The sequence below is a fragment of the Weissella confusa genome (genome assembly GCF_004766315.1).
Lineage (GTDB): Bacteria > Bacillota > Bacilli > Lactobacillales > Lactobacillaceae > Weissella > Weissella confusa_A.
In genome coordinates, this window is the sequence record NZ_PVSN01000009.1 from 1 (window position 1) to 19,391 (window position 19,391).

Annotated in this window: 15 protein-coding genes; 13 read left to right on the top strand and 2 right to left on the bottom strand. The window is 47.3% G+C overall.

Going from position 1 to position 19,391, the window contains the following annotated elements:
* Positions 1–402 precede the first annotated feature (402 nt).
* The 6 genes from C6P11_RS01410 to C6P11_RS01435 all read left to right on the top strand — a co-directional run bounded on the left by C6P11_RS01410 (position 403) and on the right by C6P11_RS01435 (position 10,658).
* Positions 403–1,230 carry a hypothetical protein gene (locus C6P11_RS01410; RefSeq protein ID WP_135518083.1) on the top strand — a complete coding sequence of 276 codons (828 nt, stop codon included), beginning with the start codon at positions 403–405 and terminating at the stop codon, positions 1,228–1,230.
* Between the two features lie 36 nt (positions 1,231–1,266).
* Positions 1,267–5,256, top strand: coding sequence for a hypothetical protein (locus C6P11_RS01415; RefSeq protein ID WP_135518084.1), 3,990 nt, complete (start codon positions 1,267–1,269; stop codon positions 5,254–5,256).
* Positions 5,249–7,063: a hypothetical protein gene (locus tag C6P11_RS01420; protein ID WP_135518085.1), complete on the top strand. Its 1,815-nt coding sequence runs from the start codon at positions 5,249–5,251 to the stop codon at positions 7,061–7,063. The genes C6P11_RS01415 and C6P11_RS01420 overlap by 8 nt, the downstream gene beginning before the upstream one ends.
* A complete protein-coding gene (locus tag C6P11_RS01425) occupies positions 7,011–8,636 on the top strand; it encodes a hypothetical protein (RefSeq protein ID WP_135518086.1) in 1,626 nt (541 codons plus the stop codon). The genes C6P11_RS01420 and C6P11_RS01425 overlap by 53 nt, the downstream gene beginning before the upstream one ends.
* A 155-nt stretch (positions 8,637–8,791) precedes the next feature.
* Complete coding sequence (locus C6P11_RS01430) at positions 8,792–9,991, top strand: iron-containing alcohol dehydrogenase (RefSeq protein ID WP_135518087.1); 1,200 nt, start codon at positions 8,792–8,794, stop codon at positions 9,989–9,991.
* Positions 9,992–10,226: 235 nt separating this feature from the next.
* Positions 10,227–10,658 carry a GNAT family N-acetyltransferase gene (locus C6P11_RS01435; RefSeq protein WP_245299723.1) on the top strand — a complete coding sequence of 144 codons (432 nt, stop codon included), beginning with the start codon at positions 10,227–10,229 and terminating at the stop codon, positions 10,656–10,658.
* A gap of 118 nt (positions 10,659–10,776) precedes the next feature.
* Here C6P11_RS01435 and C6P11_RS01440 read toward each other — a convergent pair whose 3' ends face one another.
* On the bottom strand, positions 10,777–11,652 hold the full coding sequence (locus C6P11_RS01440) for an SDR family oxidoreductase (RefSeq protein ID WP_135518088.1): 876 nt from the start codon (positions 11,650–11,652) through the stop codon (positions 10,777–10,779).
* Between the two features lie 120 nt (positions 11,653–11,772).
* Here C6P11_RS01440 and C6P11_RS01445 point away from each other — a divergent pair, with 120 nt between their 5' ends.
* From C6P11_RS01445 to C6P11_RS01465, 5 genes are all read left to right on the top strand, one after another.
* Complete coding sequence (locus C6P11_RS01445; RefSeq protein ID WP_135518089.1) at positions 11,773–12,366, top strand: TetR/AcrR family transcriptional regulator; 594 nt, start codon at positions 11,773–11,775, stop codon at positions 12,364–12,366.
* Positions 12,353–13,201, top strand: coding sequence for a methyltransferase domain-containing protein (locus tag C6P11_RS01450; RefSeq protein ID WP_135518090.1), 849 nt, complete (start codon positions 12,353–12,355; stop codon positions 13,199–13,201). The genes C6P11_RS01445 and C6P11_RS01450 overlap by 14 nt, the downstream gene beginning before the upstream one ends.
* 137 nt (positions 13,202–13,338) lie before the next feature.
* On the top strand, positions 13,339–13,740 hold the full coding sequence (locus tag C6P11_RS01455; RefSeq protein ID WP_056973494.1) for a helix-turn-helix domain-containing protein: 402 nt from the start codon (positions 13,339–13,341) through the stop codon (positions 13,738–13,740).
* A 15-nt stretch (positions 13,741–13,755) separates the two neighbouring features.
* Positions 13,756–14,598 (top strand): SAM-dependent methyltransferase, encoded by an 843-nt coding sequence (locus C6P11_RS01460; protein ID WP_135518091.1) that lies wholly within the window; start codon positions 13,756–13,758, stop codon positions 14,596–14,598.
* A gap of 115 nt (positions 14,599–14,713) precedes the next feature.
* Positions 14,714–15,943: a chloride channel protein gene (locus C6P11_RS01465; RefSeq protein WP_050809209.1), complete on the top strand. Its 1,230-nt coding sequence runs from the start codon at positions 14,714–14,716 to the stop codon at positions 15,941–15,943.
* Positions 15,944–15,994: 51 nt separating this feature from the next.
* On the opposite strand, the gene C6P11_RS01470 is transcribed toward C6P11_RS01465, so the two are convergent.
* Complete coding sequence (locus C6P11_RS01470; RefSeq protein ID WP_135518092.1) at positions 15,995–17,803, bottom strand: M3 family oligoendopeptidase; 1,809 nt, start codon at positions 17,801–17,803, stop codon at positions 15,995–15,997.
* 189 nt (positions 17,804–17,992) lie between these two features.
* Here C6P11_RS01470 and C6P11_RS01475 point away from each other — a divergent pair, with 189 nt between their 5' ends.
* Both C6P11_RS01475 and C6P11_RS01480 read left to right on the top strand, forming a co-directional pair.
* Positions 17,993–18,199 (top strand): hypothetical protein, encoded by a 207-nt coding sequence (locus tag C6P11_RS01475; RefSeq protein ID WP_135518093.1) that lies wholly within the window; start codon positions 17,993–17,995, stop codon positions 18,197–18,199.
* A gap of 105 nt (positions 18,200–18,304) precedes the next feature.
* Positions 18,305–19,294: an alpha/beta hydrolase gene (locus tag C6P11_RS01480; RefSeq protein ID WP_135518094.1), complete on the top strand. Its 990-nt coding sequence runs from the start codon at positions 18,305–18,307 to the stop codon at positions 19,292–19,294.
* Positions 19,295–19,391: the final 97 nt, after the last annotated feature.

A 19,391-nucleotide genomic window follows, 5' to 3' on the forward strand; every position in this document is an offset into this window, starting at 1 on the left:
GGACAATCAACACCTTTCGAGACCGTTTGTTAAAAATCGGGGGACGTGTCACTAAGCACGCCCGCAAGGTGATCTTGACGTTAGATAGCCGCATCCAAGAACAATTCGATGGTCTGTTCTGGCGAGCTTGGGAACGACTAAATGCTTTGTGGCAATAAAACAACGAAGTAGATTTTCAAAAAAATAGCAAAATCTGGCTGGTTTTAGTGTGCCCATTTTTCTCAAAAAACGCTCAATCGAAAAAAACACCCTGAAACCGTGCCAAGGTACTGGCAGTTTCAAGGTGATTTATCGTATTTTACTGATTTAGCTGTGGTTAAAAATTTAGTGCATGAATAATCCGGGTTTAAAATTGCGGGTGGTTACCGATTAGTTCAGTTTAAGTACGCAGACGGAACGATTTTGTCTGGTGTTTTGAATGCTGGTGGACAGGCAGTTGGTGTTGTTCTTGCACCAGTTGAACCCAATTTGATGGGTACTAAAGAAGCTAATTTGAAAAATACTTTGAACGTTAACGACGCAATTAGTGACATGCAAAATGCCGTTATGGCCGGTCGAGACTTGTACGTCAATAACGTTGGTGACGTTAATTCTACTTTTGTTCACATTAGGCAAACGGATGACGCTGGAAAGTTGGGAGATGCAATTGTTGATTCGAGTGCTACAGATGTTAATCTTGGCAATGGTACAACTGCGCCAGTGAAAAATAGTGGGAGTGCGGATACCAGTAATGAAGCTATCAACACTGCAAACGTCATTCAAAACGATCTTGCAAAGGGTGTATATTTTGAACTCACTTGGAGTGTAACCAAGGTTAATGATAATGGCACGGTTACTGGAAAAATAACCTACACGGAATATTCTGATTTGGCACACACAAAGGTTTTGAGTCAAACTGTAGGGGAATCTGTAACGATTAAGGATGCCATGTCTGTTGGATTGTACGGTGCAAACGGTGGAAACGGGTTGGCCTTCTACGGTGGTATTTCATATTTCCAAGGAACAAATGCGGTTGCCGATGTACCAGTTCACTATCAAGTGAATGGCGAAAGTATTGCTGATGACACATATGTTAAAGCCTTAGTTGGTGAGCAACTGCAAATTTCAGACGGCAAGAACGATGCCAACTTTGATACGTCAAAGGGTAATTTGTATACTGCCCCAACGATTGATGGATTTAATGTTGATACAACTAGTGTTCTAACGGCAATTGCTGGTGCAAAAGATTGACTTACCATCAACTATGTCGCAGACAATGACGCATTCTTGACTCGACTAAAGCAAGTTGAAGACCAAGTGAAGATTTTGCACGATGCACAAACTGCAGTGCAAAATTTGTTGGATGCAAATAATGATGCAACTGGTTTGGACAAGATTAAGGCAAATATTGATGCGTCAGTTCAAAAAGCAGATGACCTTGTAACGACGTTGAAGAACACTGTTAAGGGTGTAACTGGTCTGAATGGTGATGAAGGTGACGAAGAGACTAAGCCAACCATCACCGGTGGTACCGGATTGAAGAACGCCATGATTGCTCTGACGAACGGGTTGAGTTCAGTCACAGCAATGGCAACGGACGCTAAGAACCAACAAGCTTTGGCTGAAGTAACAGCCAGTGTATCTGATGATCCAACTGTTGCAAGTAACCGACAAGCGTTGATTGATGCAGCCTTGAAGGGTGAAGATACAACTAAGATTCAAGACGAGTTCAACAACGCAGTTAAAACAGCTGACACGCAACGTCAAGCTGCGGTTGATAAGGCGGATACTGTTTTGGGAACAAAGACGGATTGGCTGACGTTCCAAAATGACAGTCAAGCTGTTAAGGATGCGCAAAAGAAGTTGGACGACTTGGTAAAGTCTGACCTATCTACCCGTACACAAATTAACAATGCAAACGCTGAATTGATTACGGCACTTACAAAGATGCCTGAAAATATCACCGACGACCAGGCTGTCAATGATAATGCAGCTGCATTGAAGACAGCATTGGAGAGTGGTGATCAAGCCAAGATTAATACAGCACTAACTAATTTGAATGATGCTGTTGTGAAGGCTAATACGGCTTTGCAAGAGGCCGAAACCAAGGCTAAGAACGACACGATTCCAAACTACTTGAAGGACCAAACGGACCGACTTAACAGTGACGATAGCTCAAGTTTGGCTGCAATTGTAACTAAGACAAATAGCATGGGTGCGGATTCAACGTACACGAAGTCACAATTGGTTGATCAAATGAGCATCTTGTCTAGCGCATTGTCAGGCTTCTCTGCTGCACGTACTGAAAAGAGCACGGCGGCGGATTCTGTTTTGAGTGCACTTGGCACATCTAGTTTAGCTGGTGATTTGTCAAATGCAGTTTCTGCATTGCGCTCTACTTTGAGCGACAGTGCTGCAACGAAGACGGAAATCGAGAACCGTACAGCTGTTGTAAACGCTGATTCTCTTTTGTCTTCATTGGCAAACCCAGACATGAAGACAACGTCAATGTCTAGCTATGTGTCATCTATTGCTAGCTACGTGTCATCAATGGCATCAGCAAGTAATGTGACTTCATCTGCACTTTCAACGGCTGCATCAGCGTTGAAGTCAGTTGCTGATACACCAGTTTCTTCAATTGTTGAAGATAACACTGCTGTTAAGTCAGCCGAATCAGCATTTGCCTCAGACTTGATTGCTGGTAAGGATATTGCGTCAGCATCTTCAGCATTGAGCGTTGCAGTTTCTACGGCTAACACCGAATTGACTGCGGCTAAGAAGTCAGCAGTATCATACGCAATTCCAAGCAACATCGCTGATCAAACCGAGGGTAACTCAGCGTTGAACTCAGAATTGGCAAAGGTGCAATCAATGGGTGCAGATTCAATCTACACGAAGAGTGCATTGGACTCAGAGATGGCTGTTTTGAGTGATTCATTGTCACACTTTACGTCAGTTTTGAACACTGCTAGGACGTCAGCTGCCTCAACTGCTAAGACGACGGATAACGACATTGTTAACTCAATGGCATCTGTATTGAAGAGCGTGGCTGCTAACTCAGATGCAACGCTATCAATGGTTGCTTCAGCAAGCACAGCGTTGAAGTTGGCAACGTCAACGGTTGTTGATTCAGATATTGCTGATGATGTAGCGGTTAAGAATGCCGAGACAGATTATGCGTCAGCTTTGAACTCAGGCGCAGCAACGTCAGATGCATTGGCATCAGTATCATTAGCGCTTTCTGTTGCAACGCCAGCCGCAACATCAGTTTTGAGTAGCATGAAGAGTGCTGCTTCAGTAGCGGTTGTGGACAGCAACTTGACTGACCAAGAAGATGCTTCAATGGGATCGATTGTTACTAAGTTGAACTCATTGGGAGCCAAGTCAAATGGCGTAAAGGTTGCTGACATGAGCTCAGCTTTGTCAGCATACAACTCAGCTGTTGCGTCATATAAGACGGTCTTGTCAGATGCGAAGTCAGTTGCTTCAGTAACCGCTTCAAAGACGACAGGAAATGATATTGTTAACTCAATGGCTTCAATCTTGACGAGCGTCGCTGCTAATTCAGCCGCAACGTCATCAATGGTTGCTTCAGCAAGCACGGCCTTGAAGTTGGCAACGTCAACGGTTGTTGATTCAGATATTACTGATGACGCAGCAGTTAAGTCAGCCGAAACAGCCTATGTTTCAGCATTGAAGTCAGGTGCCAAGACACCAGATGAACTTGCTACGGTAAACAAGGCCCTTTCAGCCGCAACGTCAGCTGCAACGTCAACGTTGAACAGCATGAAGAGTGCCGCTAAGGTAGCGGTTATTGATAGCAACTTGACTGATCAAGAAGATGCGTCAATGGCAGCCGTTGTGTCAGACTTGAACTCATTGGGAGCCAAGTCAAACGGCGTTAAGGCAACTGACATGAGTTCAGCTTTGTCAGCTTATGATTCAGCTGTTAAGTCATACAAGGCTGTTTTGTCAGATGCAAAGTCAGCTGCCTCAGTAACTGCTTCAAAGGTAACTGGTAATGACATCGTTAACTCAATGGCTTCAATCTTGACGAGCGTTGCTGCTAATTCAGCCGCAACATCATCAATGGTCGCTTCAGCAAGCACGGCCTTGAAGTTGGCAACGTCAACTTCAGTCGCAGCAAATGTCGCAGATGACGACGTTGTTATGTCAGCTGAATCAGCTTACGTTTCGGCTTTGAACTCAGGTGCAGTGACGTCAGATGCTTTGTCATCTGTTGCAACGGCACTTGATAGTGCAAAGTCAGCGGCCGCAACTGCTTTGGCAACGGCTAAGTCAAACGCAACGACGGAAGAACCAGCCAACTTGACGGATCAAATTGCTGATTTGCCAGCAGATGATCGTCAAAAGTTGACGGACACGATTGCAGATTTGGCAACTAAGGTTGGCGATGACGCAACGACGTTGAAGCAAATCCAACATGACCAAGATATTATTGATGGTATTTTGTCAGCCTTGAAGACTAAGTTGAACGATGCCAAGACTGGTGCCAAGGGCGATGTTACTGCTTGGGATAAGGTTTCATCACTTTACGCAGATCAAACTGACGAGACTAGCGCTATCCAAAAGGATATTGATACGTTGAATGGTTTGACGGCCGACAAGACGGCTACCAAGAAGCAAATCGATGACGCTCGCAAGCAATTGCAAGACGACATCGATGTGGTTAAGGGTGTTCGTAACGATGCCGTTACTGACGGTAAGAACACTGCCGATGCCAACAAGGACAACGGTGACGCCGAAGTTACAAAGACGGTTGGGAAGTTGAATGACGCCCTTGATAACGGAACGGCTTCTGACATCAAGACAGCTATCGAAAACGTTAAGACAGCCGTTGCTACGGTTGTTGTGCCAAATATCTCAGATTCTGATGATGTGGCTGACGCGAAGAAGGCCGTTAACGATGCTTTGAACGCTGACAAGTTGGACAAGACTGCGGTACAAAACGCAGTTGATAACTTCAACACGGCAGTTGCCAAGGCACAAAAGGATTTGGCAGACACGAAGGATGGCGCAGCTAACGATGAGAAGTCATGGACTGCTGATGCTCCTAAGTATGCCGATCAAACAACGACGGCTATTCAAAACGACATTGACCACTTGAACGAATTGACGTCTGATAAGACGGCGACGAAGAAGACGATTGATGCAGCTCGCAAGCAATTGCAAGATGACATCAAGACGGTTGCTAGTGTTCGTGATGCAGCGGTTAAGACGGCTGACGATGCCAACAAGGCAGTTGTAAATGGCTGACGCAACGGTTGTGCCAACAAACGTTTCAGATGATGCTGATGTGACGGCTGCTAAGACGGCTGTTGATGCTGCATTGAAGAATGACGGTGACGTTGCCAAGGCTAAGACCGCTTATGACAAGGCTGTTGAACAAGCTAAGGCGAAGTTGGCTGATGCTAAGCAAGACGCCAACGACGATACGTCAGCTTGGGATAAGGCTGCCTCACTATACACGGACCAAGATACTGACGATATCCAAAATGACGTTAAGAAGTTGAACGATTTGGTGGCTGACAAGAATGCTACGAAGTCTGACATCGATGACGCGCGCGAGCAATTGCGCAAGTATATCGCAGTTGTAACGGGTGCCCGTGATGGCGCAGTGGATGATGGTAACGATACGGTTGATGCGAATGCAGATAACGACGATGCCGAAGTTAAGACGACGGTTGATACGATTGTGGCTGCTAACATTTCAGATGATGCTGATGTTAACGCTGCCAAGAAGGCTGTTAACGATATCTTGAACGCTGATGGTTTGGACACGGACAAGTTGACCAAGGCAACAGACAAGTTGACGACGGCCGTTGATGACGCAAAGAAGGCCTTGCAAGCAACTAAGGATGGCGCTTCTGATGATGAATCATCATGGAACGACGACGCGCCTAAGTATGCTGATCAAGACATGACGGCTATTCAAAATGACATCGATCACTTGAACGAGTTGACGACTGATAAGACGGCAACGAAGACAGCTATTGATGACGCTCGCAAGCAATTGCAAGATGACATCAAGGCAGTTGATGAGGTTCGCCAAAAGGCAGTTGATGGAGCTGGCGACGCTGTTGTGGCTGTGAAGAGCGGTGACAATGACGACGTGAAGAACCGTGTGGCAGCGGTTAAGGATGCCGAAAAGACGGGTACGGCCACAGATGTTGCCAAGACAGTTGCTAAGTTGCAAATGGCCGACGCAACGGTTGTCCCAACGAACGTATCTGACGATGCTGACGTAACAGCTGCCAAGAAGGCGGTTGACGATGCATTGAACAACGACGGTGATGCTGACACGGCTAAGACGGCTTACGATAACGCGGTCGCTACGGCGCAAGCGACGTTGAAGCAAGCGGTCGCTGATGCAAATGCGGTGAAGGTTCCTGCCAACTTGCAAGACCAAGTTGAGATGGCTAAGAAGAACAAGCTTGGTGATGTTAACCAACAAGTGACAGACTTGCAAAACGCAGCCAGCCAAGACGATACGACGGCAACGACGCTTCGCTCAGGCATGAGTGATATTCAAGCTCGCTTGGATGACATGACGGCTAAGTTGAACACGACCCGTGATGCTGCGCAAAAGTTGGTTGATCAAACGGCTAATGCAACAGACACGAATGTGGTTGCTGCGCGCAAGCAAGTGACGAACTTGTTGGCTAACAACGACACAACGACGATGACGGACTTGCAAAACGCGATGAACGTTTTGACTGCCACGTCAAAGCCGGCTGATGCCAATGTTATGAAGACACCAGCAGCACCAGTTAAGTCAGGGCAAGTTTCAACGACGGTTGCTGACGGTGATACGGCCTTCGCGATTGTGACGGACGCAAACGGTAAGCAAACAGTTGTGCAAATGAGCAAGGACACGAACGGTACGGCTACGGCTAACGTGCCAGGTGCTAAGGATGCCCAAGTTGTGACGGTTTCAAAGAATGGTAATAAGCCATTTATCTTTGTGACTGACGGTTCAGGAACGGCACAATACACGGAGTTGACGCCAAATGGTGTTAAGACGACGATTACGCCTGGACGGAACGTCAACGAAGACGACTGATGGTAAGACGCTGGATGTGCCTGCTGATGGGGATGTTACAGTGATGTACTTGCCAACAGCCGAAGTGTCAGTGCAAGCTGGTGCTAAGAATGTGCAAGTGCCTGGCAAGACTGGTTACACGGCAACGGTAACGGATGCGCAAGGAAATGCCGTGGCATTGACTGACGGCATGATTGCGGTTGATGGTGTGCCTGCTGGTACGAACTACTTGGTAACGTACACGCCAGATCCTGCCAAGGTTGTCGTGAAGTTGGGAACTGATTCTGGTTTCGCTAAGGGTGAAGAGCCAGCTGCTGGTAACGCAAACGCGCAAAAGTTGACGACGGTTGCTGATGCCTTGGCTAAGTTGCAAAAGGATGATGCCACGCTTGCATCAATTGTTTCAACGGGTTACACGGATACGAAGGTTAACGTGACGAACGCTGTTGAAGCTATGAACCGTGTTGATCAAAACTTGAACATCGATGGTTATGCCCACCGTGTTGTTGCACCTGATGGTACGCAATACGCTTCATTGGAAGAAGCCGTTAAGGCGAACCCAACGTTTGCTGCGGGAACAACGCAAATGAAGGTTGTTTATGCACCGTTGGACGGTCAAAAGATTCAAGTTAAGGATGAATACGGCAACGTTATCGGTACGGTAATGGGTAAGTCTGACGCCGAGATTAACGTTGATGACTTCAAGTCTGTTGATGCTGAGTTGCAAGCCAAGGCTGAGCAAGGCAAGCTAAAGATGACGGTTACGGCACCAGATGGTAAGACGTACGACTCATTGATGGCAGCGCTTCAAGCAACGGGTTACTTTGACCACGTTGGATTGGAAGATGGTCCATCAACCTTTGACCAAAGCGACGCCAAGTTCGTGGCTACAGCTTGGGATGAGAATGGTAAGGCGACTGCCGGGTACATGGTACTTGGTGAGCCTGCTACGCCAAACGACATGGACATCCAAGACTTTGTTGTGTCATTCGCACCAGCAAATGATGGTGCTGATCAAAACAACACGGACAAGGGTAACAAGCCTGGTTCATCTGTTGCGGATAACAACCAAAACGGTGACCACACGAACACATCTGGCGCAACTTCTAACAACAGTGGTGCCCAAGGTGAGCAAGTGAACGTGGCTGGACCAGCTAACGAGTCACGCGATGGCTCTGAAGCGAACAACGTAACTGTTGCTGGTCAAACGGCTGGTGCACAAGGTACTGGTTCACAAACGGCAACCCAAACAGGCGCAACTGCTAACACGACGCAAAACGTCGCTTGGCAAGCGCAAGGTGTTGCACAAAATGCAGATAACAACGCTTCACTACTAGCAACCGCTGGTAATGAGCAACAAGCAAAGACGGCTAACACAGCTGATGCCCGCATCACTGAGTTGCCTGAAACGGCAGCTGTCATTCAAGATTCAATTGTGCCTTTGGAAAGTGCAAAGCAAGCAATGAATTTGACAGGTCGCGTAACTGAGAATGACTTCTTGGTTGTGATTGCTGCCATGGTTGCGAGTGGTTTGTTCGGTCTTTTGTTGGCGTTCTGGCGTCGACGCAAGGAAGATGAGCAAGCAACACGCTAATCGGTAGAGAGTCCCTGGACGGGTAAAACTGTCCAGGGACTTTTTGTGTTGATTGCCAATGGGTCTTACTTGAGTATCTGGGGTTAAAAGCGTATAGTGTATGTTACGTTTAGTAAGTAAAGTAGTCTGCACAAGTCATTGGAGGACGATAAATTATGGAAGATTTTCGCTTTGTAAATAAGAAGGATATTCGCTTTGGAAAGAACCACATCGATGCTGAGTTGCACGATGCCGTGGCCCAATTTGGTCAAAACGTTTTGTTGACGTACGGTGGTGGTTCAATCAAGCGTTCTGGCTTGTATGAGCGTGTTATGAAGGCTTTGGAAGGTTTGAACGTCGTTGAATTGGACGGTATCGAGCCTAACCCAAAGATTGATTCAGTTCGCGAAGGTCAACGTTTGGCCAAGGAGAACGACATCGACGTCATTTTGGCCGTTGGTGGTGGATCAGTTATCGATGCATCTAAGGTGATTGCATCAGCAAAGTTTTATGATGGGGATGCCTGGGACTTGGTCGCTGATCACGGTGTAAAGTACCGTTCAAAGTTGGACCAATTGCCAGTTGTCGACATCTTGGCGTTGGCTGCAACGGGTACTGAAATGAATGCCGGTTCAGTTATCTCAAACCCAGAATTGAACGCTAAGATTGGTACGTATGGACCAAACACACCAGCTGTTTCATTCTTGGACCCACAATTGACGTACTCAGTTTCAAAGTGGCAAACGGCTGCCGGATCATTCGATATCTTCTCACACTTGACTGAGCAATACTTCGACCGTGCCGAGAACACAGATATTTCTGACGGTATGATTGAAGGTATCATGCGTGCCGTTATCAAGTGGGCACCAGTTGCTTTGGAAACGCCAGACAACTACGATGCCCATGCTAACTTGATGTGGGCCTCAACGATGGCTTTGAATGGTTTGGTACGTTCAGGAAACGTGAACGGCTGGACGGTTCACCCAATCGAGCACGAGTTGTCAGCCTTCTACGACATCACGCACGGTGTTGGTTTGGGAATCTTGACGCCACGTTGGATGAAGCGTGCTTTGTCAGCAGCCACGGTTGCTAAGTTTGCCCGCTTCGGACGTAACGTTTGGGATATCCAAGACGCTGACGACCAAGTCGTTGCTGAAAAGGCTATCCAAGCCACTTACGACTGGGTAAAGTCATTGGATGTTCCAACGACTTTGCAAGGTGTTGATATCAACGATGACGCGAACTTCCGCGCAATGGCTGAGTCAGCTGTTAAGATCGGTGGTTTGGATCACGAGGGTGGTTACGTGAACTTGACGGTTGATGATGTTGTGGCTTTGTACCAAGCATCAATGACGACTGAAGGTTTCGAAGACTAATTAACCTATTGAAGGACAAAGTACATGTTTGTTGTGCTTTGTCCTTTTTAGTTTTCCGGCAACAAAAAACCACCCGGCAAGGAGTACCGAGTGGTGAAAGAAGGTGCGGCGATGGGATTCACCGCAAATCATTTATTATGACTGATGTTATTATCGCAACCAGGTATGACGCTTTTGTTGACAATTGTTGTCCGAAAACGACGTATAATGTTGCTTATTGAAGTGAGGTAGACGGATGGCTAATATAACTTACCGGCAGGCAACTATGGCTGATGCCGATGCAATTTGGCAAATTATATCAGATGCTAAGGCAGTTATGTCTATTGATCATAATCCGCAGTGGGATAATGGCTATCCATCCCCAGAAATCATCAAAGCCGATATCGCCAAAGGGTACGCGTACATTCTGCAACTCGATGGCGAAATCGTCGCGACAGCCACGCTTTGGCAAGAAAAAGACGTGAACTACCAGCGTCTCCAAGGCGGTCGCTGGCTGTACCCAACTAAGCGTAAGCCCTATGCGGTTATTCATCGCATGGCGGTGTCATTCCAACACCAAGGCTACCATTTGTCGACAGAGCTGTTTACGCATTTATTTGCGACGGCTCAGGCAAACGGCTTTGATTATATTCGCATCGATACCCATGAAAAAAATAAAAAGATGTAAGCCATTATCGCCCGTCGTGGTTTCACGTACCGGGGAAAGTTAGCCGGTAATCGGGTGGCGTACGACATTGATCTAGCCGAAAAAAGCGAATGAGTAATCATTCGCTTTTTTGCTAGGTTTACTTATTGTAGGCTGCTTTAAAGATTGGCAAGAAGTCCGCCAACTTAAAGTCGCCAAGGACAGGCATGTGTGCTGTTAAGTCAGTGTATGCAGATTCGTTACGTTGAGAAGCACCTAACTTAACGAATTCAGTCGCCACTGCCTCTGGCATCCCCTTAGCCGTCATATTTGCTAAGGCCTGTTCATCTGAAATCTCAATCCACTTCAAGTCAGGCATATCTAATGCTTCTTGCAGCGCAGCAACCAACTCGTCACCGGTGAATAGGTCAGAAACCACGTAGCGGACAGTTTGACCGGCAACTGGGTGCAAGATAGCATCGACAACCGTCTTGGCGATATCGGCAGGCCAAACATACGCATTGCGGTGTGAAGCGGGGAAATTGTTAATGATAGCATGTTGTGCTTTAATCGTTTGAATGCTGCCCATTAGGTTACCGTAAAAGGCGACTGGACGAACAAACGTAATATCAATTGGCAAACTAGCCAGCAGTCCTTCGAGGATGTTATAGACGTAAAGCGCGCCGATTTCAGGACCTTGGTCGGCGCCGACACTGCTGAGGTTAACAACGCGCTTGACGCCGGTTGCCTCGATAGCCTGCTTGAACAGTTTACCAACCATTTCACCGTGAGCGACTAGGCTACCCGTGGCGCGACCAGTCAACATGAGGTACGCCACGTCGGCACCGGTCAATGCCGCAATCAGGTCATCCAAGTTGGTCATTGAACCAACCACAGCATGTGCGCCAAGCGCCTCAATTTCGGCGACGCGTTCAGCTAATGACGTTAGCAGGGTAACCTCATGGCCAGCGTTAAGTAATTCAGGTACAGCAACGCGGTTAACGTTACCAAGTGATCCAAGCATTGCAATCTTCATGTTTAATAGCCTCTATTTCTTAAAAGATAACTCTATCTTTAATTGGTGAGCTTAGTATAAAAGATAAACTTATCTTTTGTCAACGTTGTCGTTTCGGAATAAACCGGTTATATTAGTACCATGAAGAAAAAAGATGAATCGAAGTATGAGACAATTATTCAGGAAGCGATAGAGATTATCGTGACTGAAGGGGCAGCCAGTTTATCAACAACGAAGGTTGCCAAAGCGGTTGGTATCTCGCAATCCAACATCTATATTTACTTTAATAATAAGGCGGATATGCTAACGCAGGTCTTTGAACACGAACAAGCAGTTATGCGTGACATGCTGGTCACATCAATAACGGCTGAGCCGACTTTGGCTGGGAAAGTGCGCGTTTGGTTGCGGACGCTGTATCACATCGCGGTGGAAAAGCCGGATACGTTGACGACAGTTTCACAAATTAAGCAGTTACCTGATAGTCCAGTGTTGAATCGCGTGGCGGCTGATCCAGCTGACCAGCAACAAAATGTGGTGGCTGAGATGCTATCAGCGGGTATTGCAGCAGGTGAACTGCGTGACATGCCAGTCCAAGTATTCATGACAATGGCCTTTGGGTCGATTGTCACGTTTGCGCGTCAGAAACCAGACAAGGTTGAGTACGAGCAGGAATTCGAACAGCTCTATGAAATGCTCTGGGCAGCAATGAGGAAGGAAACACATGAAGAAGATTGAAAAAGGGATTAAGTTCGTCAGCGAACACTTGGACATGTTCCGCTGTACTGTAGATGGCGAGCCTTATGACCACGTTGAAGGCAATACCTTGGTATGTGCGCATAACCACCGTTTGGACATTAATAAGAAGGGTTCCCTTTATTTCTTGAACCACGCAGTCAATACGGAGTATGATGATGCCATGTTGGCGGCTCGTCGTCGTGTTTTGACGGCCGGTTTGTTCGATGGCATCGTGGACGCGGTTGCGGACCAATTGCCTGCCGACCCACAACGCATCATGGATGTGGGAACCGGTGAAGGGACGCCATTTGCCCGTTTGCTAGCCAAGCGTGGCAACATCGATACCGGTATTGGTTTCGATATTTCTAAGGCAGGGGTTAACTTGGCAACGCAATTGGACACGGATGCGTTCTTTGCGGTCGCTGACTTAGCGAACCTACCATTTAACGACAATAGCTTTGACAGTATCGTGGAGTTCTTCTCACCAAGTGCGTATGAAGAATTCAAGCGTGTCTTGGCACCCGAGGGAACGTTGGTGAAGGTGGTCCCATCATCTGGTTATCTACACGAATTGCGTGAAATGTTGTACCCGGTGGATTCACCAAATCACACGTACAGTAACCAAAAAGTGGTCGATCGCTTCATGGAAAACTACCCAGACGCCATACAAACAGAGATTTCATACCAATGGCAAATTCCAGCCGACTTGTATGTTGATCTGTTACACATGACGCCATTGCACTGGGGCGCGCGTCCAGAAGCCCAAGCGGCAGCGGAAGCCACACCATTACCAGCTGTGACAGTCAACGTGGTTGTGCTAACGGTTAAGCCTTAATTCACAGCGTGTGGATAAAATAAGTGGTTTTCCACAATTTGGGTGTGGAAAAATCGGTTAATGTTCGTTAAAATAGAAGTATATTAGGGCTTTTAGTGTGCCCACATGACATTTTATGAAAACGGAGAACGACGCACATGTTTCCAGATCGTCTGCGTGAGTTGCGCAAAGGCCGTAACATCACATTGGAAACCTTGGCTGAAGAGATGAATAAGCACCTTGAACCAGGGCAAAAACCAAATACAGCTGCGCAAATCGGAAACTGGGAGCGTGGTGACCGTTCGCCTTCGTACATTGAAGTTCGAAAGCTAGCGGATTTTTTCAATGTTTCAATGGATTTCTTGGTCGGCCGTGCCATGTCAGAAAAGACTGACTTGTCATTGCTGTTCTTGTCAGGTAAGGAAATCGACTTTAACGGTAAGCCACTAACTGACCAGCAACGTTTCGACATTTTCCAGTATGTTAACTCATACTTGAACCCGGTATCATACACGCCGGAGGATGATGTGCGTAGCAACCACCAAGAAAGCTTGTTCTAAACAAAGGATATTACGATGACAACAAACCAAGCAATTCGGTTTGGGTCTGGTCAACAGCTCACTGAGATGGATTATCTTGGTGAGCTGTTGCCATATCTAGGCCGTTACCAAAACATCCCCACGATGGTTAACCTCATGCAACAAGCAATTGATACGCTTGAACAATTGAATGCGGGTTATTTGCCAGCTGCATTGCCAACAATGGAAGTGCCAGAGTCAGTGATTCCAGAACTGCAAAATTACGTCTTGGCGCAATACCCAGACAACGCAGACGCCGGTAACGCACTTTGGCTTGAGCTAACGGAACCGCTAGAAGACATCGACTTCTTGCTCCGTCATCTACGTGATGCGTTAATCGAATACTTCAGCATGTACGGTTTTGTCTCAAGTGACTTTGTGCGTGACTTGTCAGCGTACACGGATGGCCAACCGGTATTGGAGTTGATGGCTGGGCATGGGTATATCTCAGCCGGGTTGAAGGCGCTTGCGCCGGCGCAAAAGATTATCGCGACGGACAATGAAGATTGGCGTACGCAACCGGATCCAACGTCGGCTAAGCCAGTGACGGATGTGGAAAACATGGATGCCATCGCAGCGTTGGATATGTACGGTGAGAATGTCTCAACGGTCATTATGAGTTGGGCGCCGGATACGACTGACGCGGACTGGCAGGTATTGCAATACATCCGCGACAATCAATATCGCTTTGATTTTGATTTCATCGTGATTGGTGAAAAGGATGGGGCAACGGACTCGGACGTCTTCTGGCACGAAGCCGAATTAGAAGAAGTCCCTGCATTGAACGCGCACCACCAATCATTCGACTTGATTGACGAGCGCGTGTATTTAGTGAAGTAACCATAAGCCCAGTTTTTCGACTGGGCTTTTTAGGTGTTATAATAACTTTTCGTAAACGATTATTTGAGATGAGGTTACTGTTTTGGAAGAGAAAACTTACAGCGAGCGCCACAAGATGGGGGTCTTGGCGCTATCTACCGTTATTTTGGGGATTGTTGTAGGGTTAAGTTCAGTGTTGCTCAGCTTGTTCTTGGAACTTGTTGAGCACTTCTTCTTGGGATTTGAAGAAAACACGCTGATGCCAGTGTCAACGCACATTGCTGGCGGACAACGCTTTTTATCAGTATTGATTGGTGGAATTATTGCGGCGATTGTCTGGTTCATTGTGCAAACGAAGATGAAGCCAACGGTTGGCATCAACAAGGCCATGGATGGGGATGAGATGCCATTCTGGCCATCTGTTGTCCACGCCGTGACGCAAGTCTTCTACGTAGCAACTGGGGGATCAGTTGGACGTGAATTGGCGCCTCGTGAACTTGGTGCCTTGCTTGCCCAACGTTGGGAGAAGTTGCTCCGTCGTTGGCACATGGATTCACTAACAGCTGACGACCGTCGCTTGTTGATTGCAGCAGCTGCGGGTGCTGGTTTCGCTGGTATTTATATTGCGCCAATCACAGGTATGTTGTTCGCCGTTGAAATCTTGCACAAGAACGTATCAAAGCGTTCAGTGGCAGTCAGCTTGACGATGTCAACGATTGCCATGTGGGTTGGTATGTCAGTCCACGGGTTCCACCCATACTACTTTGTGCCTGATAAGCACTTCACGTTGGGGATGATTCCATTCGTGATTGTGGTTGGACCATTGATGGGTGTGGCTGGCGCCTACTTCCGCAAGGCCTTCCAATGGGCTGGCGGTAAGGCCAAGGCTAAGCAAGTGCAAGTCTTGTGGCAATTGCCATTGGCTGCAGCCGTAACTGGTGTGGTTGCCATCTTCTTCCCACAAATTATGGGAAACGGACGTGGTTTGGCTGAGTTCGCCATTAACAGTACGAGCACGAAGGTGATTGGTGTCTTGTTGATTGGGATGTTGCTGAAGGCAGCCATCACGGTCTTCACGTTGAAGGCCGGTGCCTACGGTGGTACGTTGGCACCATCAATTGGTATCGGTGGATCATTCGGTGCTATCCTTGGCTTCGGCTACATCATGATGGTGCCAGGTGCATCAGTTGCCCAAGCCGCTGTTATCGGTGCCACGGCATTGCTAGCTGCGTCACAACAAGCGCCATTGATGGCCTTGTTTATGATGTTCGAAGTAAGTCACTTGGACTACACCGCTTTGATGCCAATGGGCTTGGCAGTATCACTTGCCATCCTAACGTCAAAGATGATTTTGGATAAGAAATAATAAGCATAGTAAAACGCCTGCATTCTGAATTGAATGCAGGCGTTTTTGTCATTACTTTACAAATTGCTCTGACAAAGCCAAGAATTCGTCGATGTCCTTCTTAACCAAATCAGCGCCAGCTTGCCAGAAGTCTGGCTTGGCCAAATCAACACCAAGGTGCTTTTGGGCCAATTCTTCCGTTGACATGTTGGCCGTATCGCGAAGCAATGCGATGTAAGCCTCTTCAAAGTTATCTTGCGTGTGGGCCCAGGCGTAGATACCTTGGCTGAACAAGTAACCGAACGTGTATGGGAAGTTGTAGAATGGCACGTCATCAATGAAGAAGTGCAACTTTGATGACCAGAAGTGTGGGTGGCGGTGATCCAAAAGACCATCGAAGGCCACCTTTTGTGCCTCATCCATCAATTCATTCAAACGCGCGGCAGGGACGAAGCCTTGCTTACGCTCCGTGTAGAAGTTGTCTTCAAAGATGAAACGGGCGTGGATGTTCAAGAACATGGCGATTGGGTTCGTCATCTTCGCATCCAACAATACAACCTTTTCCGCATCTGATTGGGCAGCTTGCACGTTGGCGTCCGCAATCAACATTTCAGCAAACGTTGAAGCAGTCTCGGCAACGTTCATGGCATAACCGTCACGCCAAACTGGCAAGTCCGTCAAGACAGAAGAGTGGAAGCCGTGGCCGATTTCGTGGGCAATTGTCGCGGCATCGTTCGCAGAACCCGTAAACGTCGTGATAATACGTGACTCGTGAATGTCAGGCACACTTTCCATCCAAGCGCCTGGCGTCTTACCAGGACGGTCTTCAGCTTCAATCCATTGATTCTCAAATGCGTGTTGGGCGAATGCAGCCATCTTAGGTGAGTACTTGCCGAAGTTCTTAATAATGAAAGCAGCCGCTTCATCATATGACAACGTGCTTGGCTTGTAGTCACCCAAATCCGTGATAGGAGCGACTTGGTCTTGCCAACCAAGCTCCGTCAAACTAAGCAATTCCTTCTTGCGGTCGAAGTAGGCCTTGAACATGTGCTTGTTGTCATCAACCATTTGCCACATGGCGTCCAATGTCTCGCGTGACATACGGTTCAACTCAAGTGGTTGATCCAAGTGGTTTTCGTAACCGTGGGCAGCTTGTTCCGTTAAACGGGCACCAGCCAAGTGGTTAATCGTGTCGGCGGCCAGGTTCTCGGCGCTACCCCACATCTTTTCGTAGTTGGCCATGATGTTAGCACGAACCTTGTTGTCAGGGTAACCGTCCAATTGATTCAATGCTTGTCCAGCAGACAAAGCTTGTTCGTCGCCGTTTTCATCCGTGTACGTCATTGAAAGACCAGATGAAATCGTGTCGTAGTGTTCTGACCAAGCTTGCAAGCCGTCCAAACGCAACTTGTTGAGCAATTCTTCAGCACGGTCATCCAACAAACGGGCGGCGTCATCACGCAACTCGTTCAAGTGGAAGGAAACCTCAGCGATGCCAGGCAACGTGCTGACCTTAGCGAACGTCTCATCATCAAATGACGTCAACAACTTCGCAAAGGCATCCAATGGTGCTTGGTAAGCGACTTCCAAGTGTGACACCTTTGTTTGGTAGGGACGGTAAACAGGGTTCGTATAGTCGGCTGAGTAAAGGGCGTTGACGAAAAGCGCCACTGTGCCCAAACCTGAACGAATCACTTGCGCGTCGTTAACCAAAGCAACGAGCTTGCTGAAGTCTGTGTCAGTGAAACGGCCGTAAGCCGTCACGTCAGATGCGAATTGCTTAATTTGTTGATCAAGTAAAGTTAGCTTGGCAGCGAACTCAGGTGATTCGATACCACCAGGGTAGATGGGATCCAAATCCCAGTTCAATGAATAGCTCATGTTGGTGCTCCGTATTTCTCATAGTTTTCTAATAGTTTAGCACAGGGACAACCAATTTGAGAAAAACTTGTTAAGGACGTTACGAATTTGGATACAAAACATTTACACAATCGTGACCGAAAACCTGCTAAAACCTGACAATTGGCGACTAGACTGAAAGGCAGCAAAAAGGAATAGGGGACTTGTGGCATGCGAAAGAAATTAGTGAGATTACTAGTGGTGTTCAGCTTGGGTGTTTGGATTGTTGGGGCAGTTGCGGCGATTACGACGCAAAATCAACCATTGCCGGCTGGAAGTGAGAAGTCGTTAAGTGGCAAGTCACTTTGGGAACGACAAAATCAATATTTAGATCGAATGGGTGATAAGTTGATCGACTCATTGTTGCATCTGAAGTAGTCAGCTATTTGCTTAACGGGGTATACCTTTTATTTTCTAGTGTTCTTCCTTATAATGGACAGGTTGCACTTATCAGATTTATAGAAGAGTAAGAGGTTAGCGAATATGGCTAAGCAAAAGAAGCGCTGGTCAACGCCACGTAAGATCATCACTTGGGTGGTTTCAATCGTGGTTGTCTTGTCAGTTATTCTTGGGGCTGCTGGTGGATATTTCTTCCACGTCGCCGAGGTGCGTGCGAAGAAGGACTTTATCGGTAGTGGTGTGTTGACGAAGAAGGATCCCTTGTATTCACGTCAACAAGAGTTCCTAGCGTTGGATTCACAAACGTGGCATTTGACGGCGAAGGATGGCACTAAGTTGGTTGGTAATTATGTACCAGCTGAAAAGAAGACCAACAAGACGGTTGTTGTGATTCACGGATTCGGTGTGGAGCACAAGGCAATGGCACCTTATGGTCAAATGTTCCATGACATGGGTTACAACGTGTTGATGCCCGATGATCGTGCATCAGGTAAGTCAGGCGGTAAGTACATCGGTTTCGGTTACTTAGATGCCAAGGACTACAAGCAATGGATTAGCAAGGTCATCACGAAGAATGGTCAAGATAGCCAAATCGTTGTGATGGGTGCCTCAATGGGTGGTGCCACAACGATGATGTTGTCAGGGATGAATCCACCAGCACAAGTTAAGGCGTACATTGAAGACGCTGGTTACACGTCGGTTTATGATGAGTTGGAATACCAAGCCGGTGATATGTATGGCTTGCCAACTTGGCTAGCAAAGATTATCGTGCCAGTTGTGTCATTGTACTCAAAGGTTTTGGCCGGGTACGACTACGCTGAAGCTGATTCAATTAAGTTGTTGCAAAAGAACACGCGCCCAATGATGTTTATTCACGGTGGGGATGACACATTTGTGCCAACGAAGTTCTTGAACCAAGTGTATGACGCCTCAAACGGACCAAAGGAAAAGTACTTGGTCCCAGGTGCCTCACACGTGCAATCATATGCAACTAACCCAGCTAAGTATGAGCAAAAGGTTGCTGATTTCTTGGCAAAGTATTTTACCCGGATTATTCATGCACTAAATTTTTAACCACAGCTAAATCAGTAAAATACGATAAATCACCTTGAAACTGCCAGTACCTTGGCACGGTTTCAGGGTGTTTTTTTCGATTGGGCGTTTTTTGAGA